This is a genomic window from Candidatus Methanoprimaticola sp. MG2, from assembly GCF_047501175.1.
Lineage (GTDB): Archaea > Thermoplasmatota > Thermoplasmata > Methanomassiliicoccales > Methanomethylophilaceae > Methanoprimaticola.
The window spans coordinates 72,908-89,779 of sequence record NZ_JBEQWH010000006.1; the positions used below are offsets into that span (position 1 = coordinate 72,908).

21 protein-coding genes, 1 tRNA gene and 1 pseudogene are annotated in these 16,872 nt (G+C 58.6%); 12 read left to right on the forward strand and 11 right to left on the reverse strand.

Going from position 1 to position 16,872, the window contains the following annotated elements; genetic code table 11:
• The first annotated feature begins 71 nt into the window (after positions 1-71).
• Positions 72-1,280 carry an MFS transporter gene (locus tag V5D86_RS05920; protein ID WP_414595767.1) on the forward strand — a complete coding sequence of 403 codons (1,209 nt, stop codon included), beginning with the start codon at positions 72-74 and terminating at the stop codon, positions 1,278-1,280.
• Here the strand turns inward: V5D86_RS05920 and V5D86_RS05925 are convergent.
• Genes V5D86_RS05925 through V5D86_RS05935 form a run of 3 tightly spaced genes read right to left on the reverse strand, consistent with a single transcriptional unit; the run spans position 1,192 to position 2,769 of the window.
• Entirely contained in the window at positions 1,192-1,848 is a 657-nt protein-coding gene (locus V5D86_RS05925; protein ID WP_414595768.1) for a HemK2/MTQ2 family protein methyltransferase, read from the reverse strand. The two genes, V5D86_RS05920 and V5D86_RS05925, sit on opposite strands and share 89 nt — an antisense overlap.
• Positions 1,849-1,852: 4 nt before the next feature.
• Entirely contained in the window at positions 1,853-2,359 is a 507-nt protein-coding gene (locus V5D86_RS05930; protein ID WP_414595769.1) for a hypothetical protein, read from the reverse strand.
• Positions 2,360-2,364: 5 nt separating this feature from the next.
• Positions 2,365-2,769, reverse strand: a complete 405-nt coding sequence (locus V5D86_RS05935; protein WP_414595770.1) for a hypothetical protein — start codon at positions 2,767-2,769, stop codon at positions 2,365-2,367.
• Positions 2,770-2,862: 93 nt separating this feature from the next.
• Here V5D86_RS05935 and V5D86_RS05940 point away from each other — a divergent pair, with 93 nt between their 5' ends.
• On the forward strand, positions 2,863-3,126 hold the full coding sequence (locus tag V5D86_RS05940) for a hypothetical protein (RefSeq protein WP_414595771.1): 264 nt from the start codon (positions 2,863-2,865) through the stop codon (positions 3,124-3,126).
• A gap of 11 nt (positions 3,127-3,137) precedes the next feature.
• Positions 3,138-3,308: a hypothetical protein gene (locus V5D86_RS05945; RefSeq protein WP_414595772.1), complete on the forward strand. Its 171-nt coding sequence runs from the start codon at positions 3,138-3,140 to the stop codon at positions 3,306-3,308.
• A gap of 21 nt (positions 3,309-3,329) precedes the next feature.
• Here V5D86_RS05945 and V5D86_RS05950 read toward each other — a convergent pair whose 3' ends face one another.
• From V5D86_RS05950 to V5D86_RS05960, 3 genes are read right to left on the reverse strand one after another with little or no spacing between them, the layout of a single operon-like run.
• On the reverse strand, positions 3,330-4,709 hold the full coding sequence (locus V5D86_RS05950; protein ID WP_414595773.1) for a hypothetical protein: 1,380 nt from the start codon (positions 4,707-4,709) through the stop codon (positions 3,330-3,332).
• Between the two features lies 1 nt (position 4,710).
• Complete coding sequence (locus V5D86_RS05955) at positions 4,711-5,478, reverse strand: ABC transporter ATP-binding protein (protein WP_414595774.1); 768 nt, start codon at positions 5,476-5,478, stop codon at positions 4,711-4,713.
• Positions 5,475-6,539 (reverse strand): FecCD family ABC transporter permease, encoded by a 1,065-nt coding sequence (locus V5D86_RS05960; RefSeq protein ID WP_414595775.1) that lies wholly within the window; start codon positions 6,537-6,539, stop codon positions 5,475-5,477. The genes V5D86_RS05955 and V5D86_RS05960 overlap by 4 nt, the downstream gene beginning before the upstream one ends.
• A gap of 165 nt (positions 6,540-6,704) precedes the next feature.
• On the opposite strand from V5D86_RS05960, the gene V5D86_RS05965 reads away from it, so the two are divergent.
• Positions 6,705-7,439 (forward strand): class I SAM-dependent methyltransferase, encoded by a 735-nt coding sequence (locus tag V5D86_RS05965; RefSeq protein WP_414595776.1) that lies wholly within the window; start codon positions 6,705-6,707, stop codon positions 7,437-7,439.
• Here V5D86_RS05965 and V5D86_RS05970 read toward each other — a convergent pair.
• The gene (locus V5D86_RS05970) at positions 7,423-8,169 is read right to left on the reverse strand and encodes a class I SAM-dependent methyltransferase (RefSeq protein ID WP_414595777.1); all 747 of its coding nucleotides are present in this window, start codon (positions 8,167-8,169) and stop codon (positions 7,423-7,425) included. The genes V5D86_RS05965 and V5D86_RS05970 overlap by 17 nt on opposite strands.
• Positions 8,170-8,256: 87 nt before the next feature.
• Between V5D86_RS05970 and V5D86_RS05975 the strand changes: the two genes are divergently transcribed.
• The 3 genes from V5D86_RS05975 (at position 8,257) to V5D86_RS05985 (ending at position 11,403) form a co-directional block, all read left to right on the forward strand.
• Positions 8,257-8,829, forward strand: a complete 573-nt coding sequence (locus V5D86_RS05975) for an MBL fold metallo-hydrolase (protein ID WP_414595778.1) — start codon at positions 8,257-8,259, stop codon at positions 8,827-8,829.
• A gap of 96 nt (positions 8,830-8,925) precedes the next feature.
• Positions 8,926-9,606, forward strand: a complete 681-nt coding sequence (locus tag V5D86_RS05980) for an HVO_0476 family zinc finger protein (protein WP_414595779.1) — start codon at positions 8,926-8,928, stop codon at positions 9,604-9,606.
• A 219-nt stretch (positions 9,607-9,825) separates the two neighbouring features.
• Positions 9,826-11,403: an ATP-binding protein gene (locus tag V5D86_RS05985; protein ID WP_414595780.1), complete on the forward strand. Its 1,578-nt coding sequence runs from the start codon at positions 9,826-9,828 to the stop codon at positions 11,401-11,403.
• On the opposite strand, the gene V5D86_RS05990 is transcribed toward V5D86_RS05985, so the two are convergent.
• The 3 genes and pseudogenes from V5D86_RS05990 to V5D86_RS06000 all read right to left on the reverse strand — a co-directional run bounded on the left by V5D86_RS05990 (position 11,309) and on the right by V5D86_RS06000 (position 13,824).
• Positions 11,309-12,037 (reverse strand): HAD-IB family phosphatase, encoded by a 729-nt coding sequence (locus V5D86_RS05990; RefSeq protein WP_414595781.1) that lies wholly within the window; start codon positions 12,035-12,037, stop codon positions 11,309-11,311. The genes V5D86_RS05985 and V5D86_RS05990 overlap by 95 nt on opposite strands.
• 121 nt (positions 12,038-12,158) lie before the next feature.
• A pseudogene (locus tag V5D86_RS05995) lies at positions 12,159-12,932 on the reverse strand (ABC transporter permease); the annotation flags it as partial.
• A gap of 1 nt (position 12,933) precedes the next feature.
• Positions 12,934-13,824 carry an ATP-binding cassette domain-containing protein gene (locus V5D86_RS06000; protein ID WP_414595782.1) on the reverse strand — a complete coding sequence of 297 codons (891 nt, stop codon included), beginning with the start codon at positions 13,822-13,824 and terminating at the stop codon, positions 12,934-12,936.
• A 71-nt stretch (positions 13,825-13,895) separates the two neighbouring features.
• On the opposite strand from V5D86_RS06000, the gene V5D86_RS06005 reads away from it, so the two are divergent.
• Both V5D86_RS06005 and thyX read left to right on the forward strand, forming a co-directional pair.
• Positions 13,896-14,606: a TraB domain-containing protein gene (locus V5D86_RS06005; protein WP_414595783.1), complete on the forward strand. Its 711-nt coding sequence runs from the start codon at positions 13,896-13,898 to the stop codon at positions 14,604-14,606.
• Complete coding sequence (gene thyX / locus V5D86_RS06010; protein WP_414595784.1) at positions 14,603-15,259, forward strand: FAD-dependent thymidylate synthase; 657 nt, start codon at positions 14,603-14,605, stop codon at positions 15,257-15,259. The genes V5D86_RS06005 and thyX overlap by 4 nt, the downstream gene beginning before the upstream one ends.
• 18 nt (positions 15,260-15,277) lie before the next feature.
• Here thyX and V5D86_RS06015 read toward each other — a convergent pair whose 3' ends face one another.
• Positions 15,278-15,754 carry a nitroreductase family protein gene (locus tag V5D86_RS06015; protein ID WP_414595785.1) on the reverse strand — a complete coding sequence of 159 codons (477 nt, stop codon included), beginning with the start codon at positions 15,752-15,754 and terminating at the stop codon, positions 15,278-15,280.
• Between the two features lie 170 nt (positions 15,755-15,924).
• Here V5D86_RS06015 and msrA point away from each other — a divergent pair, with 170 nt between their 5' ends.
• The 3 genes from msrA (at position 15,925) to V5D86_RS06030 (ending at position 16,831) form a co-directional block, all read left to right on the forward strand.
• Positions 15,925-16,485, forward strand: a complete 561-nt coding sequence (gene msrA / locus V5D86_RS06020) for a peptide-methionine (S)-S-oxide reductase MsrA (protein ID WP_414595786.1) — start codon at positions 15,925-15,927, stop codon at positions 16,483-16,485.
• A 42-nt stretch (positions 16,486-16,527) separates the two neighbouring features.
• Positions 16,528-16,719: a 30S ribosomal protein S17e gene (locus V5D86_RS06025; protein ID WP_414595787.1), complete on the forward strand. Its 192-nt coding sequence runs from the start codon at positions 16,528-16,530 to the stop codon at positions 16,717-16,719.
• A 35-nt stretch (positions 16,720-16,754) separates the two neighbouring features.
• Positions 16,755-16,831: transfer RNA gene (locus tag V5D86_RS06030), tRNA-Arg, on the forward strand.
• Positions 16,832-16,872: the final 41 nt, after the last annotated feature.

Below are 16,872 nucleotides of genomic sequence, written 5' to 3' on the forward strand. Positions count from 1 at the left end.
CGATGCCCATATCATGGAAACGGGTAAATATCGGATGAAAATCGACGTCCTATTCTGAGAGGCGTCATGTGATGGCGGACATCAAGACGAGGATAGGGTTCGTGGCGGCCGTGGGCTCGCTCGTCATCCTGTACTTCGCTTCCGGTTCGCCGATATCGCTGTACTCCATGTGGCAGGAGGAGCTCGGACTCACGCACGCCCAGCTCTCCATGGCGTCCATGTGGTACCTTCTGGGGACTGTGATCCCGCTGCTGTTCCTCCCCCGCATATCGGACCATCTGGGAAGGCGTCCGGCGACCATCATGATCCTCCTGGTCTCCATGTGCGGGGTGGTCACGTTCATGATGGTCGACAGTCCCGAGATGATAATGCTCGGGCGCCTGGTCCAGGGCATAGCCAGCGGTCTCGGGTCATCCACTGTCGCCGCCTATGTCGTGGACCTCTCGTCGGACCTCCCGAGATGGGTCGGACCGATGATCACCAGCAGTGCGCCGACGCTCGGGCTGTCCATCGGGGCATTCGTCTCAGGCGGGCTGGTGAGCCATGCGGGCGTCCCATCAGCATCGTACTTCGAGGCGGTCATCGTCCTCGTGGCGATCTTCCTGGTGCTGGTACTGTTCTCCAAGGAGACCGTGTCCAGGGCCCCGGGCCTCATGAGGTCCTTGGTGCCGAAGTTCACGCTCCCCGCACGTTCGGGGCGTCTGTTCGCCGCATGTGCCATGATCTTCGTCGGGACCTGGGCGGTCGGCGGTTTCTCGCAGTCGTTCAGTGCCACGATCGCCTATGAGTATCTCGGGTCCACGGACGCGCTCGTCGCAGCGGTGGTGTTCACGTCGCTGCTCCTTCCGAACGCGGTCGGAAGCTACTTCGCGAAGAGGTTCGAAGTGAGGCAGGCCCAGATGTGGGGCATGGGGGCGTATGTCGCATGCGCCGCACTGATGTGGGCATCCTTGGCGATGTTCCACAGCCTGTTGCTGTTCTGCACGTTCAGCGTCGTGGCGGGATTCGCACAGGGTATCGCTTTCGCCGCCGGGGTGACGGAACTCATGGGAAGGGCGACGAAGGCTCAGAGGGCCGGCACGTTCTCGACGATCTACCTGATGTCCTACGGCGGTTCGGCCATACCCAATCTCATGGTCGGCATGGTCGCGGGGAACACCCCTGTGGAGACGATCTTCTCATGGTACGTGATCATGCTCGCGGCGATGTTCGTCGTGCTGGCGGTGCTGGCGTCCAGACCGTATCCCAAGGCGGAGGCCTCGGAGGTCCTGGCATCCTGAATCGGTGTCTCAGCTCGAGGACGGAGAGCTTCTCGAAGAACAGCTTCTGCTCGCCGATTATCTTCACGCCCCATCCATCCAAGGCCATCTCGAGCTCGTGCCCGTCCATGAGGGACGAGACGACTATGACGATACGGCCCCCCGGTGCCAGGTGCACATCCGATCCCGACAGGAGCTCCGGCAGGGGTCCGAGACCGTCCGGGCCCCCGGACCACGCCTTGGCGAGCAGCCCCTCCTCGTCCACCGGCAGATACGGCAGGTTGAAGACGATCGTGTCGAACACGCCCTCCACGGTGGAGTACACATCGGTCTCGACGACATCCATGGAGATTCCCGCATCGTCCGCATTCCTGCGTGCGAGGTCCACGGCCTTCGGGTTTATGTCACCGGCGCAGACGACGCATCCGTTCTTCGCACAGTGTATGGATACGACGCCCGATCCGCATCCGACCTCCAACACCCTCTCGCCTTCGCGGACGTCCATGGACTCGATCAGCAGGATGCTGTCCTCGGACGGGGGGTACACGTCCGGGTCGGATGCCATTCTGATCTCCGGATCGTACTTCACGGCATCACCAGAGCCACGATACGTCCTTGACTATCGGGAGGCGCTTCCACCTCTCGTTGAGGCCGTATGTCTCGAACCCGCCGAGCCAGTATATCGTGAGTACCGCCACCGCGTAGAGCACGTGGTAGTTCACGAGGGGATTGTCGTCGGGAGGCAGGTTGAGGGTGAACATCAAGAGGACCATCACGACCATCCCGATGGTCGACAGTTTGGAGGCTATGCCGAGCATCATGCCGATGCCCACGCCGAGCAGCCCCAGCATCAGGGCGATATCGATGACCGTGTTCCCTGCAAGCGCATTCCAGATCCCGGAGAACGGTCCCGAGACCAGTTCGGAAAGATAGTATTCCGTGGGGGACCCCCCGTTGATCATGGCGACATCGGGGGGAGAGGGATATCCTAGTCCGAACATCTTGTCCAGGAATGCCCAGATCATCATCCATCCCAGGATGATGCGCATCGCCGCGAGGCAGAGCGACCCCTTGTCACTCGGTTCGGACAGTTGTATCATGGCCCTCACACCAGTTCGATGTCCCCGCTCATCTTCTCGACCAGGACGGACTCGATGCCGAACTCGGTCTTGGCGTGGTCCACGAGCTTGTCTATGAACGCACCGTCCGTGAACGCGATCATGACGACGAGGGTCCTCTCGTCATGTATGGGATTGCCGTCGGGTCCGATGTATCCTCCCTCCGCCCAATGCATGGTGTATCCGAACCCGTTGTCGATGATGAAGCCCTTGATGGCCGTCTCGAACGCGTCGTAGCTCTCTTCGGTTCCATCGTTTATGCCGAAGTACAGGGTGTACTTCGTGTCCATGTCCCCGTCGTCGGACTGGGAGAACCAGATGGATGCCCCTCCTATGACGATGGATATGCAGATCAGGACGATGGATGCTTTCAGCAAGGTGTCGCTGTCCATGCCCCTTTGACGAATTTTCGGGTTATAACCGTTGGCATCGGGTGACTGGCCTTGACGGCTATAAAGAAATAATTGTCGGCCATATGGGATCGTATGAACCGTATGGCTATTGCCCTTGCAGCGGTGGTGGTCATCGTCCTCGTCGCAGGTACCCTGGTGACCTTCGGGATAGGGTCGATCCTCAGCGATGACGAACCTCGCGAATACACGGTCGAGGGCAGGGTCGGCGACCTGGAGGTTACCGGGAGCGTGGTCTGCGAGGACACGGGGGAGTCCGGGATCGAGAACGTCCTGAGATTCACATACAGGCTGACATACGGGGCGAGACCCACGTCTCCGAGTCGTACCTCATCGTAGGCGGTGACGGGATGCCGAACGGGGACCTCAACACCTTTGTCGGGCAGAGGTCCGTGAACGGGGAGACGGTAGACGTCTGGCAGGCCGACGTCCATCCAGGGTATGCATTCTGCCTTTCCACGGACAACTCCATCGTTGCGATCGTCATCACGATCGACGGGGACGAGCTGGTCGCCCTGTGAGGCGGGCCTTCCGGCCGCGCCTCAGGCGATGTAGAAGAACTTCTCGATGTCCGAGACCTCGTCCGAGTAGTCCTCGGACGCGAAGGTATCGAAGTAGTGGTTGAACAGGTCCTCGTAGTCTATCCCCGCGGATTCGGCGATCTCCGGGTACATCGCGCAGACGTAGAACGCGAGCTCGACCACGTACAGCGGACTGTTGCCTGTCTCCCTGGCCATGGCGAGGTACCTGACGTCCGTGTCGGAGGACGCCAGCATCTCCTTGTCGGCCTCCACGCAGTCCTTCAGCGAGTACTGTCCCCTCATCCCGTCGTGCGCATTGTCCATGTAGAACATCCTCCCGTGCTTGGAGTTCTCCTTGACGACGGTGATGACCTGCTCGGGAGTAAGCGTCTGATAGTTCTTGCCGAGCGTCGGGCTGTGCTGCCCCACCGCATGCACCCCCACCCATTCGGCGTGGATGTTGTTGGTGTTGTCCTTGCCGGTGATGCTGATGCCTCCTGTGGAGTACAGGGGTGACGAGCGGGCCATCATGAATGCTTCCTTCTCATCGTCCGTCAGCGATGCGGTGGCATCCACGAGGGTGCTCAGGACCGAGTCGTGCCATTCCAGATACTTGTACGTCTTGGACATGTCCCCTTGCAGGAGGTATGCGAACATCAGGATGGAGCGGTCGATGTGCTCGTTCGGATAGTCGACACCGCTGTTGTCGGCGGTGGATATGAACATGACATCTACCCCCGCAGGGTTCAGCTTCGAGTTGGAGATCCTGTCCGCCTCCTTGTCGCAGTACCCCACGACGTACACGTCGATGCCGGCGCCGATGATCTTCTCGTAGTTCGGCGATTCGGTCGTCCCATAGGACTCCGAGCTGCGGAAGTTGGAGTTCATGACGTTCCAATACTTCTCGATGGTCGTGTCAACCATGTCGACCTTCCCGCACACGCCCGTGACGTCTGCGGTGTATGCCCCGCTGCAGTAGCCTATGGCGACGGAGTCGACCGGCCAGGTGACCTTGGCGTTCAGGAAGTAGTTGTCGATGTAGTACACGTCCATCATGTTCCCGAGGATCATGCTCCTGACGTGTGCGATGTCCGATGCGTCCACGGAGCCGTCCAGGTTCGCATCGCTGAGCTGCGTGGGACCTCTCGTTCCGGCGATGACCTCCTCCAGGTACCTCACGTCCGCGTCGTCTATCACATCGTCCTCGTTCGCATTGCCGTACACCCAGAGGCGGGAGCCCTGGTCGGGGAAGTCGTCCTCGGACACCTCGTCCCCGACGAGCAGTCCGCTATCGGCCTCGGCGTGGTGGTGATACTTCTCATTCTCCGCACGCACGTACATCAGCGATCCCGCCAGGATCACGAAGACGACCAGTGCCAGGATGGCGTATTTGTGTCTCATCTCAATCGACCTCCGGCAGAAGGATCACGTGTGGGGACCCCTCGACGTCTATCACCTTTGACCGCACACCGTACACGGTCGAGATGTTCGATTCCGTCATCACCTCATGGGACGTGCCGTCCGCGATGATGCCTCCGTCGCACATCATGATTATGCGGTCCGCGAAGGCGGACGTTATGTTCAGGTCATGGCACACCATGAGCACGATCACCCCGTTCTCCCTCGCGTACCCCCTCAGGAACCTCATGACATCCATCTGGTTCTTCACATCCAGATTGGATGTCGGTTCGTCCAGTATCAGGATCTCGGGCTGCTGTGCCAGACCCCTTGCGATCATGACCCTCTGCAGCTGACCCGAGCTCAGTTCGCCCAGGTCCTTGTCGGACAGGTCCTGCAGGTCCATGCGTGTGATGATGGAGTCCACGATGTCCAGGTCCTCGTCCGATGTGCTCCACTGGGCGTGGGGGAACCTGCCCATGAGCACGGTCTCCGACACCGTCGTCCTGAACGTGGTGGTGGCATGGTTCGGGACGAATGCCATCTTCCTGGCGACGTCCATCAGCCTCATGCCGGACAGGTCGGTCCCATCCAGTAGGACGGTGCCTCCCGTAGGTCTGAGGAGCCTGTTGAGGCACTTCACCAGGGTGGTCTTCCCCACCCCGTTGGGTCCGAGGATGCATACGAGCTCGGGTCTGTCCAGGTCGAATCCGATCCCGGAGAAGAGCGGGGTCTGGCCGTAGGAGAACGACAGGTCCCTGACGGACATCATCGGGACCAGGCCTCCTTGTTGCTCCTGAGTATCAGGAACATGAACAGCGGTCCGCCTATGCAGGCGGTGACGACCCCCACGGGGAGCATGAGGTCGGAGACGGTCCTGGAGAGTATGTCCGCGGCGAGCAGCAGGAGCGCACCTATCGCGGCGGAGGCGGGGAGCAGGAACCTGTTGTCGGAGCCCACCAGCAGTCTGGCTATGTGTGGGGACACGAGTCCGACGAACCCTATGATCCCGGTGAAGCTGACCACGGAGGCCGCGACAACGGTCACCAGTATCAGGATCAGGAGCCGTTCGGTGTCCACGTTCACGCCCAGGGTCTTCGCGCTCTCGTCCCCCGCACCGATCACGTTGAGGCGGTTGGCCAGGAGCTGCAGTGTGATCACGCCGAATGCGGTTATCAGGAAGATTATGAGGAGATTGCCATAGGTAAGGCTGTCCAGGGTCCCGACCATCCATTTGTACACCACGGACAGGTCCTCCGGCTCCGCCACTATCATGAACAGCTGGGTGAGGGCGTTGAAAAGGTACATCAGGGATGTCCCGCACAGGATCATCATGGTCGGCGTCGCACGTCTGAACTTGCTGAGGAAGATGATTATCGCCGTGGGGATCATCGCGAACACGAACGCGTTGATCACGACACCACCGCCTGCGAGCAGTTCGATACCGAGGATGAGGGCGAGCGCGGCCCCGAATCCAGCTCCAGAGGATATCCCCATGGTGTACGGGTCTGCCAGGGGGTTCTTCAGGATGCTCTGCATGGCGACACCGCAGATCGCGAACGCCACTCCGCACACTATCGCACCCAGGATCCTGGGCAACCTGAGCTGCAGGACGACATGTGCGGCCTCCGCGTCCGTTTGCGGCATGTTGATCAGGGCATTCCACAGGATGTGGTATACTTCGGAGAAGGTCAGGGGGTACGGCCCTAGGGTTATGGCATATATGGATACGAACAGACAGGCCAATATGCACCCTGCAATGAACAGCACCTTGTAGGAGACCATCCTGCGATATGTGCTCCTGAATCCGCTTCCGCCCTCTTCTTCCATCATCGAGACCAACCAGTGTTACTAATTTTATTTTCTTATGCATCATTATCTGCGTGGGATATTAAAGGTTTGTCCGAGAATCGGAGAGATCGACGCATAATCCGTGTTTTTCATGGTATCGGTCGACATTAGGTAACATTAAATGGATAATCGTGTTACCGCTATCCGATGACCCGCTTGGATGACATCGGTGGATATTGGACGCTTCGTGCGGAGGGATACTCCGAGGATATCGCCGAGTCCATAGATTCCGGCCGTTCGAACCATTGGCTCAACATCATGAAGGAGCAGTTCGAGGACGACAGGAAGCTGAAGGTCCTCGACATAGGGACCGGGCCCGGTTTCTTTCCCATAGTCCTCGGTCGCGAGGGCCACGACATCACGGCGATAGACTATTCTCCGGGCATGCTCGAGCAGGCCGCCGAGAATTGCAGGAAGTACGGGGTCGAGGCAAAGCTGATGAGGATGGACGCCCAGCATCTGGAGTTCGAGGACGGACAGTTCGACCTGGTCGTCTCACGCAACGTGGTGTGGAACCTGGAGGACCCTCTCGGAGCATATCGCGAATGGCTCAGGGTGGTGAAGGATGGTGGGAAGCTGATGATATTCGACGGGAACCACTATCTCCATCTGTATGACCGAGAGTTCAGGGAGGCAGGCGGCGGGAAGGATGCCGAGAAGCATCCTTGCATCAAAGGTGTCGATCCCACGATAATCCGGGACATAGCCAAGGAGTTGCCGCTCAGCAGGGAGAGGCGCCCCCAGTGGGACCTCGACAACCTCATAGAGCTCGGTGTCCAGAAGGTGCTCATAGAGACCGATGGTCGCGATTCGTTCAGGATCGAGAAGGACGGGAACACGATCTATCTGCCGTTCTCGTTCTTCATCAGCGTGACGAAGTGATACCTTTCCTCGCGGTCACCGTGAAATGGTCGTTGGTGAACCCATAGGCGTAGTAGCGGGTGCCATGCAGGACCTTCTTCTGGACACCATGGATCACATGTATGTCCCGGAATCCGGCGTTTTCCAGCATCCTCATGTCGTCAGAGGGACGGTCCGCCGTGCGGGACCAAAGATCGGATCCCCTGAACTCGGGGTCGTCGTCATCGCATGAGGATCTGTTTCCGCAGAGGTTCAGGAACATGTCGGAGATCCTGCACCGGAGCGGCGTGGAGAGCGGGTCGTTGAACCAGTCGCCGTCCGTGTATGCCAGTATGCCGTCGTCCTTCAGGACCCTGCTCCATTCGGAGATGACCTTCTCCGGGTCCGGGACGGTCCAGAGCATGTAATCGCTCACCACGGCATCGAACTCGCGGTCCGGAATGTCGAGGCACATCGCATCGCCCTTGCGGAAGTCTATGCTGAGCCCTGCGGTCTCCGCGTTCCTTCTTGCACAGGACAGCATCTCGTCCGAGAGGTCGACGGACGTGACCCTGTGCCCGAGCTCGGCCAGCTGCATCGACACGATCCCCGGGCCGCATCCAACGTCCAGGATGTTCAGCGGGGCATCCCCGAGTATGGACGTGAAGTGGTCCTGCCATGCCCTCCGTTCCTTCAGGTCGGCGAACCCCTTGACGACGAAATCGTTGTAGGATGCCGAACGGCGATTCCAATGTGCTTCGATGCAGTCCATCAGGACGACGTATCGCATAAGAATTTAAAAAACGTATTACTTGACGGTCGGGCAAACGTTAAACCGCTCATACACACTGGTCGCATCATGATCCAACTAGATGTCCTTTGCATAGGGTTCCTCGAGCGTGATTTCGAAGGCGAGCTCACTGCCGCTCATTCCACATCCACGCTCATCCGTGCGGAAGGGAGGAACATCGTGGTGGACGTCAGCACACCGTACATGTGGCCCGCGGTGAAGACCTCGTTCAGGCAGATCGGGATCTTCCCGGAGGATGTCGACACCGTCATTCTGACCCATACGCACAGCGACCATGTCGGTAACCTGAAGAGGTATCCGAAGGCGAAGGTGTATGTTCACAAGGGTGGGAAGAGCGAGATTTCCGGTGCCACGGTCGTGGAGGATGACGAATTCCAGATATGTCCCGGGGTCAGGATGGTCCACACCCCGGGTCATTGCACCGAGGAGTCCAGCGTGTTCATCGAGGCGGACCGCCGCTACGTGTGTGCGGGCGATGCCGTGCCACTGGAGGGGAACCTGAAGGAGAACAAGGCCCCGGCGCTCAACACGGACAGGAGGCTCGCGCTGGAGAGCATAGAGAGGATAAGGAGATACGCCGACGTGGTGATCCCTGGCCATGGTGCGCCGTTCATCGTATGACCTTCGCAGTGTTGCAAAGCTTTAAACGCGGGGTGGACTACTGATTGCCAGTCATTCGGGGTTCGGGACTCCGGTCATGGCGGATTCGTGGTAACAATGATCCAGAGAGAGATGCCGGACACGATAGTCTACATGTGTCCCGACTGTGATGATGATACTGAGCACCAGATCCTCAAGGGAAGGATGGGAAAGGCGACGATCGAGGGCACGTTCAAATGCAACGAGTGCGGAAAGGTCACGTCCGAGACCATCAAGATCCCCGCTCTGTTGGAGGTCCCCGTGGTCTACAGCGACGGGGAGGTCTCGGAGACCACCGTGACCACCCTCGAATCGAACGACATAGTCCAGCTCGAGGACGAGTTCGAACTCGACGACGGGAGGCCCGTCTGCGTCACGTACATCGAGGTGGGCGAGGGACGTAGGGTCAAGAGGTCGATCGCCACCAAGATCAAGAGGCTGTGGGTCAAGAGGTTCGACATCCTCAGCATCAAGGTCTCCGTGAACGATGTCGGGAAGACCTATCCGCTGAGGGTGGAGGCCGAGCCCGACGACGAGTTCGTGGTCGGCACCCTTCTGAGGTTCGACGATTTCGACTGTTTCATACACGCCATAAAGACCAAGGGCAACCTGGTCAAGCACGGTTCCGCAGAGGCCAGGGACATCGTCAGGATCTACGGGAAGATCCGCAAGAAGACCTACGACGTTCTCGACTTCGAGGACGACTTCGACGAATCGGACTACGTCATCGACGATGACGACGATTACGTGGACGAGTGACCGTCCCGAAGGATCGGACCTGGGTGGCCCTTCCGAGAGGTCACCCGGTCATTGTCATTCCGATGTTGCGGTGTTCGGTCGGTTTTTTGGGCGCTATGACGTTATTTTGAAAAAGTAGTTTTCACACTACTTTTTCACAGTGAAAAACTAGTTTAGAAACTACTTTTTCAAGTTAGCGATTGAGCAACCATTATTATCCATCATCGAGATACAGATCTCATGAAGCGGAAGATGACGGATTTCCTCAGGAGTTGGAAGGCCGATCCCAGGAAGAAGGGTCTTGTCATCGTCGGTGCCCGGCAGATCGGTAAGACCTATGTCGTCGATGAGTTCGGAAGGTCGGAGTACGATCATTATCTGAAGATAGATCTGGATGGGAGTGAATCTTCACGGAGGATGTTCAGGCGGAGCATACAGGCGGATGACCTGTTGGATGAGATCCGTCTCATCAACCCATCCTTCAAGGTCGTTCCTGGGCACTCGCTTCTGTTCCTCGACGAGATCCAGACATGCCCTGATGCGAGGGCGGCAATCAAGCCGTTGGTCCAGGATGGTCGTGTGGATGTGATCGCGAGCGGCTCTCTGCTTGGAACATTGGGGTTGAAGCGTGCCGATGACGAAGGTATTTACTGGAACACCGATGATTGGACACATACAGGATTCGGAGAATATGTCCACAACGGTGAATCTGAGTCATTGGATGAGTCTGTGGAGACTGAGAGGTCACAAGCGACCATACGTGAGACTCTAGATGAGGGGAGGAAGAGGTTACGCCCTGTCGGATATGAAGACATGGTCCGGATGTTCCCTTTGGATTTCGAGGAGTATCTCTGGGCCTTGGGGTATTCTTCCGAGCAGACGACATCCATTCGCAATCATTTTGCCAACCGTGTCCCGTTCTCAGATTCTACATTGGAGGCTCTGGAGGGTTTCTATCGTCAGTATGTGGTCGTTGGAGGTATGCCCGATGCCGTTCTTGAGTCCTTGGCCAACGATCATGCGGGTGTCATGGGCGTCCATAGCAGGATCAATGATGGCTACTCGCATGATATTCTTGAGTACGCCCCGAGCGATCTCCGCGACAGGGTGTACGGGTGCATCTCTGCTATTCCCCGGAATATGAAACGTCGTAGTAGGAAGTTCAGATTTTCAGATGCCAACGGAAAGGAGAATGTGGGCTGGAGGGAGTATGCCGACCCCCTGTCCTGGATCGATTCCTCTGGAATGGTCACCGTCTGCAGTTCGGTCACGGAGCCGTGCCGTCCTCTGAGGACGAACGTGGGTCGTGATTTCAAGATCTACATGGGAGACACTGGCCTTCTGTTGGAGAGATTGGATGCATCGGATTACAGGGCGGTCCTCTCCTCAGAGAATGGAATCAACGTCGGAGGGATTACGGAGAACGCTGTGGCCAACATGTTGGAGCGTTGCGGTATCGATCTGTTCTATTTCGAACGCGACCGTGTCGGGCCGGATGGAACCAGGGATCGCATCGAAGTGGATTTCATCGTGGACCTGGGCCCCGATATGACGGCTATCGAGGTGAAGTCTGGATCCAACCGTGCATCCCGTTCGTTCAATAAGATTAGGACGGACCCGAGGTATTCCCAGTATCCGATAACGAGGTTCATTCGTTTGTCGCCGGGTAACATCCTGGTTGACGGGAACGGTGTTGAGCACTATCCTCTGTTCGCCGCCGCGTTCATGGACTCCATGTACGAGGCCCAGAGGGTGGACTACAAGGGGTACGAGCCGCTGGACCTCCGAATCGGTCCTGATCCCCGTCGCCGAGGATGAGGTCCAGGACGTCGGCGATGTTGTCGGACCTGACGGTGTGGGTCGCGGCCTCCGAGGTGTACTCGTCCGTGGGATTGAACGCTATGGACAGTCCCGAGCTCTCGAACATGGGGATGTCCGTGAACGAGTTCCCGATGGATACGGTGCGCTCCTTGGTCGTGTAGTACTTCTCTATGAACTCGCGGACGTTGATCCCCTTGTCGTGGAGGTCTAGGTGCTGTCTGCCCTCCCCCGTCAGTCTCCCGCACTCGTCGCAGCAGATCTCGTCCGCTATGTACTCGTCGAATCCGAACTCGTCGCATAGCATCTTGGCTGCAAGGTCTATCCCGCCGCTGACGATGACGCAGGCGATCCCATTGTCCCTGAGGCATGCGACCGTCTCCTGGATCCCTCCGATCAGGGGCATGGTCTGGAACATCCTGGCTATGTCGCCTATGCGCAGGCCGGGGTTCTTCTCCAGCCATAGGCCGATGTCCCTGCGCATGAACTCCTTCTCGTCGATCTCGCCGTTCACGAATGCTTGATATGCGGGCTCGTTGTCCACATCGAGGCACTCGTGGATCCATCTCCAGGAGCTGCGTACGGTGGTGAGCGTTCCGTCCATGTCGAAGCAGACGAGATCGTATTTGCGCATGGCTGGTCAATGGGGGAGCCTGTATAAAGCGAGCATCCCGTCGCTTCCGCTTAACGGCCAGTGCGGATACCGCGAAGAAGACTGCCGTCACGGCCAGGACGTACGCGATCATGGTCGCGGCATCGAACGTGTAGCCTCCGAGATGCAGGTCGAAGCCCATCTCGTTCCTGAAATCCGTCAGCACGTCCGCGGGGGCTCTGGCGAAGACGTCGTTCAGCGCCTCCGATGCCATGGTGTCCCTGAACAGCGCCGCCATGTGGCTGGCCGGGACGAGGGTCCCGATGGTCTGCATCACGGACGGCATGGTGCCCATGGGCATGTAGATCCCGGCGAGGAACCCTATGAGGACGCTCACGACCGTGAACAGTCCCGAGAACGCCCCGGAGCTCTTGATGAACGACACAAGGGCGTACATGATGATCGATGCGGACAGTGCGGAGGGGACCACCAGGACCGCGGACACGGCCGTACCGACCAGAGACAGGGGGCACCCCGTCGCAACCAGGTACGCGATGCAGAGTGCCAGCAGGATGTAGCTCATCAGCAGTCCGACGATGAACGTGCTGAGTACATGGCCTGCCGCGATGTGCATGGGTCTCACAGGGGTGACGAGGATGTCATGGTCCCTTCCGTTGACCCTGTCGTCGACCATGGTCTGGAGGGCCCCGGCGCACGTTGTCACCGGGACTATCCCCAGTATCCCTGAGAGGACCCATGCGTCGATCAGGTTCCCCATGCCGTCCATGTCCGGATATGCATCCACGAGCATGTTCCTGAGGAACAGGAGATAGAGAAGGACGACGATCAAGACTCCCATGAGCGAAAAGAACACGCTCTGTCTGTCGCGGAAGTATGATAGGACATCCCTCTTCGCGATGGCGGTTATGGCGTTCATGTCACTCGCCCTCCGTGATCGAGATGAACGCGTCGTCCATGGTGCCGGTCTTCACCTCGAACGATACGATCTCATCCTCCAGGGCGACGGCCAGCGGGATCGCGTCCTTGGTCGAATCCAGGGGGATGGTCACGATCCCGCGGGACTCGGTGAAGACCACCCCTTTGGAGGCGAGCATGCCCTTCACGAGGTCCAGGTCCTTCGGGACCACGGTCATCCTATCCGAGCTGTAGCGCTCCTTCAGTTCTTCCGGCGTGCCGTGCGCGACTATCCTGCCATGGTCCATGACGACGACATCGTCGGCGTTGGCAGCCTCCTCCATATAATGCGTCGTCAGGAGAACGGTGATTCCCCGCTCGCGGTTCAGGCCGTAGATGGAGTCCCATATGGCCTTGCGCGTATGCGGGTCCAGTCCGGACGTCGGTTCGTCCAGTATCAGTAGCCTAGGGTCGTGCAGCATCGCGCGAGCTATGTCCGCCCTGCGCCTCTGTCCTCCGGACAGGGAGCCGTACCTCCGGTCTGCGAATTCGCCGCAGTCGGCGGCCTCCAACGCGCGTCTCACGGCCTCTTCCACGTCATCAATGGGATACATGGACGCCCTGACCTCGAGGTTCTCGCGGACCGTGAGCATCCTGTCCAGCTTGGGATCTTGGAACACCACGCCGAAGTACCGTCCGACATCAGGTTCCGAAGGGTCCATGTCGAAGATCCGCAGCTCCCCGTAGTCCCTCTTCAGCAGGGAGCAGATCATGGATATCGTGGTGGACTTGCCTGCACCGTTCGGTCCCAGGAAGGCGAAGAACGATCCTTCCGGCACATCGAACGATATTCCGTCCACGGCACGGACGTCACCGTAGCTTTTGACCAGGTCGCGGACGGTCACGGCATTCATGCCGATGTCATGCATCGGTCCCGATTTATTTCCTGCGCAATGTTTTCATCCCGTGCGCCTTACCCCTGGTTATGATAACGATCGTCGGCACAGGTCACGTGTTCAATCTGGCGGAGCCCGTAGCCTTCATCGTGAAGAACACCTGGCCCGATGCGATACTCGTGGAGCTCGACATGGGAAGGCTGAATGCCATGACGGCGAACCCGGACGAGGCCAAAGAGGGGTCGGAGAAGCCGTCAGCCATATACATGCAGACCTCCCGCTATCAGCAGCGCATGTCCGAGGAGCACGGCGCCCAGCTCGGCGGCGAGTTCCTGGCGGCGATCAACGCGGGAAAGCTCGTGGGGGCCGAGATAGTCCCTATCGACACCGATGCCATGCAGGTCATGAACGACATGTGGAGGGAGATGTCATTCATGGAGAGGTTCAGGTACAGGATCTCCGGAATATCCGATTCCATCGGCGGCAAGAGGAAGGTCGCCAGCGTCCAGAAGAGCTTTGCCGATAACGAGGAGGCGTACATCGAGGGCATGAGACGCAAGTACCCCACACTCGTTCGCAAGCTGATCGACGAGCGCAACCAGTACATGGCCAATCAGATCAACGAGTGTTCGGAGAGGTTCTCCAACATGGTAATCATAGTCGGCGATGCCCACGTGGAGGGCATAGTGAAACTTCTTAATGAGACGAACATCCGCAAGGTCCGCCTCGCGGACCTGATGGACCGGGAGAGGATGGACCGTATCAGGAGCGCTATCTGGAAAGGGGAGATGAACGAATGAGGGTGGAGCTACTTTCATACACCAGGGATGCGGACAGGATATGCGCGGCGGCGGGGAACTCCTGCTATTCCGAGCTTCCGGCGTCCGAGATCATGAACGACATCGATGCCGAGAGGACGCTCTCCCGTATCGTCGGCATGGGGCACCTCTCCGTCGTGGAGCACGCGGTGTTCACGTTCTCGGTCGAGGGCGTCTCCCGTGCGCTCACCCATCAGCTCGTGAGGCACAGGATCGCCTCGTTCTCCCAGCAGAGCCAGCGTTATGTCTCCATCAAGGAGCCGACCTTCGTCACGCCCCACACCGTCTCGGACGACCCCGAGGCGTCTAGGGTCTTCGACGAGACGATGGACGCCATATGGGAGGCGTACTCGAAGCTGGAGGCGATGGGCATCCCGGCGGAGGACGCTAGATACCTGCTGCCCAACGGGTGCACCACTAACATCACGATCACCATGAACGCACGCGAGCTGATGCACTTCTTCTCGCTCAGGTGCTGCAACCGCGCCCAGTGGGAGATCCGCGAGATGGCCGACAAGATGCTCGCATTGTGCAGGGAGGTCTCTCCGGTGCTGTTCTCCAAGGCGGGCCCCTCGTGCGTGAGAGGCCCCTGTCCCGAAGGGAAGAAGTCCTGCGGGAAGCCGCGTCGTCCCTGACGGATCTCCCGGGGAGGATCAGTATCCGTTGTAATGTATCCTCGATGGATCGAACCTGTCCTGGTGCGGTTCCGTCCTCTCCTTGGGATGGCCCATCGCGACTATGGCGAACGGGAGCAGGTTCTCATCGAGGTCGAACATGTCGGTTATAGCGTTCATACGGTCCCTGATCGGTGCGATCCCTATCCACACCGCCCCCAGTCCCGCCGACGTCGCTCCCAGCAGGAGGTTCTCTGTGCATGCGCCCAGGTCCTGTTCCCACATCTGGGCCACCTTCATCCTGTCCCTGTTCCCGAGGACGACCACCGCGAGGGGCGCCTTCGATACGGGGCCCGCATACGGGGACACCTTGGCAAGCTCGCTCAGCATGTTCTGATCGTCAACGACCAGAAACTCCCATGCCTGCTGGTTCATCGCGGACGGGGCGTTCATCGCAGCCTTCAACACATACTCCGTGACGCCCTTCTCGATCTTCTCGTCAGTGAAGTCCCTCACGCTTCTTCTCTCAAATAATATGTTCATCTCAAGACCCGATGGTCAGATTCCGTGTGCAGGGATAAAGCTGACCGTCGCCCGGGCCGATTGTTCCAGGCGTTAACACGGGTCCGTGGACCATCGGACGGGATGCGACAGAGGATATACGCAGGACGCATTCCCGATCCGAAATGGCGCAGGGCGAGATCTATCTGGCGGGAGGCTGCTTCTGGGGGTTGGAGAAGGCCGTCGAGGACATCCCGGGGGTGACGTCGACGGAGTGCGGATACGCCAACGGGGACCCGCACTTCGAACCCGATTACATGCTGGTCTGTTCCGGGAAGTTCGGATACAGGGAGACCGTGCGCGTGACATACGATCCGGACATCCTGCCCCTCGAGGACATCCTGGCTGTGTTCTTCTTCCTGATAGACCCTACTCAGGTCATGAGACAGGGGAACGATTTCGGCATCCAGTATCAAACCGGCGTGTATTGGACGGATCCGGGGTCAGAAGCTATGGTTAGGAAGGTCTTTGCGACGGAATCCGCCAAGCATCCGGAATTCCATACGGAGTCCGGACCTCTGACCCAATGGCATCCTGCGGAGGAGAGTCACCAGAAGTACCTGGACCGGAACCCCGGGGGTTACTGTCACATCCCCGTGTGGAAGATGGTGGCCATCAGGGAGATAACATCCGCCGGGAGGAAGGGCGGGATCGAGCGATCGTATTTTCAAGATGGGCAGGTTTAAATATACCATCTATATAGACGGGTCATTAACTCGGTGAATGATATGGGAAGAATAAGACCCACCTACATCAAGAGAGTCTCCATCGAACTCGTCAACAAGTACCCTCAGGCTTTCAGCAAGGACTTTGACGCTAACAAGGAAATGGTCAGTACTCTCACTGACGTCACATCCGTGAAGATGAGGAACAGGATCGCAGGATACATCACCCGCTACCTGTCCCATCCCGAGGCATGAGACAAACTCCTTAAGCCAACCTTTTTTGGCATTATGCCCGCGTGGGGTAGCTTGGATATCCTGTGAGATTGCGGATCTCTTGACCCGGGTTCGAATCCCGGCGCGGGCACCATACTTTACTTTTGTCCGATGGTGCACCATCTTTCCACGTCC

Bases quoted from the DNA above. Each gene is read 5' to 3' on its own strand.
- V5D86_RS05920 (WP_414595767.1), top strand. From the start codon at position 72: ATGGCGGACATCAAGACGAGGATAGGGTTCGTGGCGGCCGTGGGCTCG.
- V5D86_RS05930 (WP_414595769.1), bottom strand. From the start codon at position 2,359: ATGATACAACTGTCCGAACCGAGTGACAAGGGGTCGCTCTGCCTCGCG.
- V5D86_RS05935 (WP_414595770.1), bottom strand. From the start codon at position 2,769: ATGGACAGCGACACCTTGCTGAAAGCATCCATCGTCCTGATCTGCATA.
- V5D86_RS05940 (WP_414595771.1), top strand. From the start codon at position 2,863: ATGAACCGTATGGCTATTGCCCTTGCAGCGGTGGTGGTCATCGTCCTC.
- V5D86_RS05945 (WP_414595772.1), top strand. From the start codon at position 3,138: ATGCCGAACGGGGACCTCAACACCTTTGTCGGGCAGAGGTCCGTGAAC.
- V5D86_RS05950 (WP_414595773.1), bottom strand. From the start codon at position 4,709: ATGAGACACAAATACGCCATCCTGGCACTGGTCGTCTTCGTGATCCTG.
- V5D86_RS05955 (WP_414595774.1), bottom strand. From the start codon at position 5,478: ATGATGTCCGTCAGGGACCTGTCGTTCTCCTACGGCCAGACCCCGCTC.
- V5D86_RS05960 (WP_414595775.1), bottom strand. From the start codon at position 6,539: ATGATGGAAGAAGAGGGCGGAAGCGGATTCAGGAGCACATATCGCAGG.
- V5D86_RS05965 (WP_414595776.1), top strand. From the start codon at position 6,705: ATGACCCGCTTGGATGACATCGGTGGATATTGGACGCTTCGTGCGGAG.
- V5D86_RS05970 (WP_414595777.1), bottom strand. From the start codon at position 8,169: ATGGACTGCATCGAAGCACATTGGAATCGCCGTTCGGCATCCTACAAC.
- V5D86_RS05975 (WP_414595778.1), top strand. From the start codon at position 8,257: ATGATCCAACTAGATGTCCTTTGCATAGGGTTCCTCGAGCGTGATTTC.
- V5D86_RS05980 (WP_414595779.1), top strand. From the start codon at position 8,926: ATGATCCAGAGAGAGATGCCGGACACGATAGTCTACATGTGTCCCGAC.
- V5D86_RS05985 (WP_414595780.1), top strand. From the start codon at position 9,826: ATGAAGCGGAAGATGACGGATTTCCTCAGGAGTTGGAAGGCCGATCCC.
- V5D86_RS05990 (WP_414595781.1), bottom strand. From the start codon at position 12,037: ATGCGCAAATACGATCTCGTCTGCTTCGACATGGACGGAACGCTCACC.
- V5D86_RS06000 (WP_414595782.1), bottom strand. From the start codon at position 13,824: ATGAATGCCGTGACCGTCCGCGACCTGGTCAAAAGCTACGGTGACGTC.
- V5D86_RS06005 (WP_414595783.1), top strand. From the start codon at position 13,896: ATGATAACGATCGTCGGCACAGGTCACGTGTTCAATCTGGCGGAGCCC.
- thyX (WP_414595784.1), top strand. From the start codon at position 14,603: ATGAGGGTGGAGCTACTTTCATACACCAGGGATGCGGACAGGATATGC.
- msrA (WP_414595786.1), top strand. From the start codon at position 15,925: ATGGCGCAGGGCGAGATCTATCTGGCGGGAGGCTGCTTCTGGGGGTTG.
- V5D86_RS06025 (WP_414595787.1), top strand. From the start codon at position 16,528: ATGGGAAGAATAAGACCCACCTACATCAAGAGAGTCTCCATCGAACTC.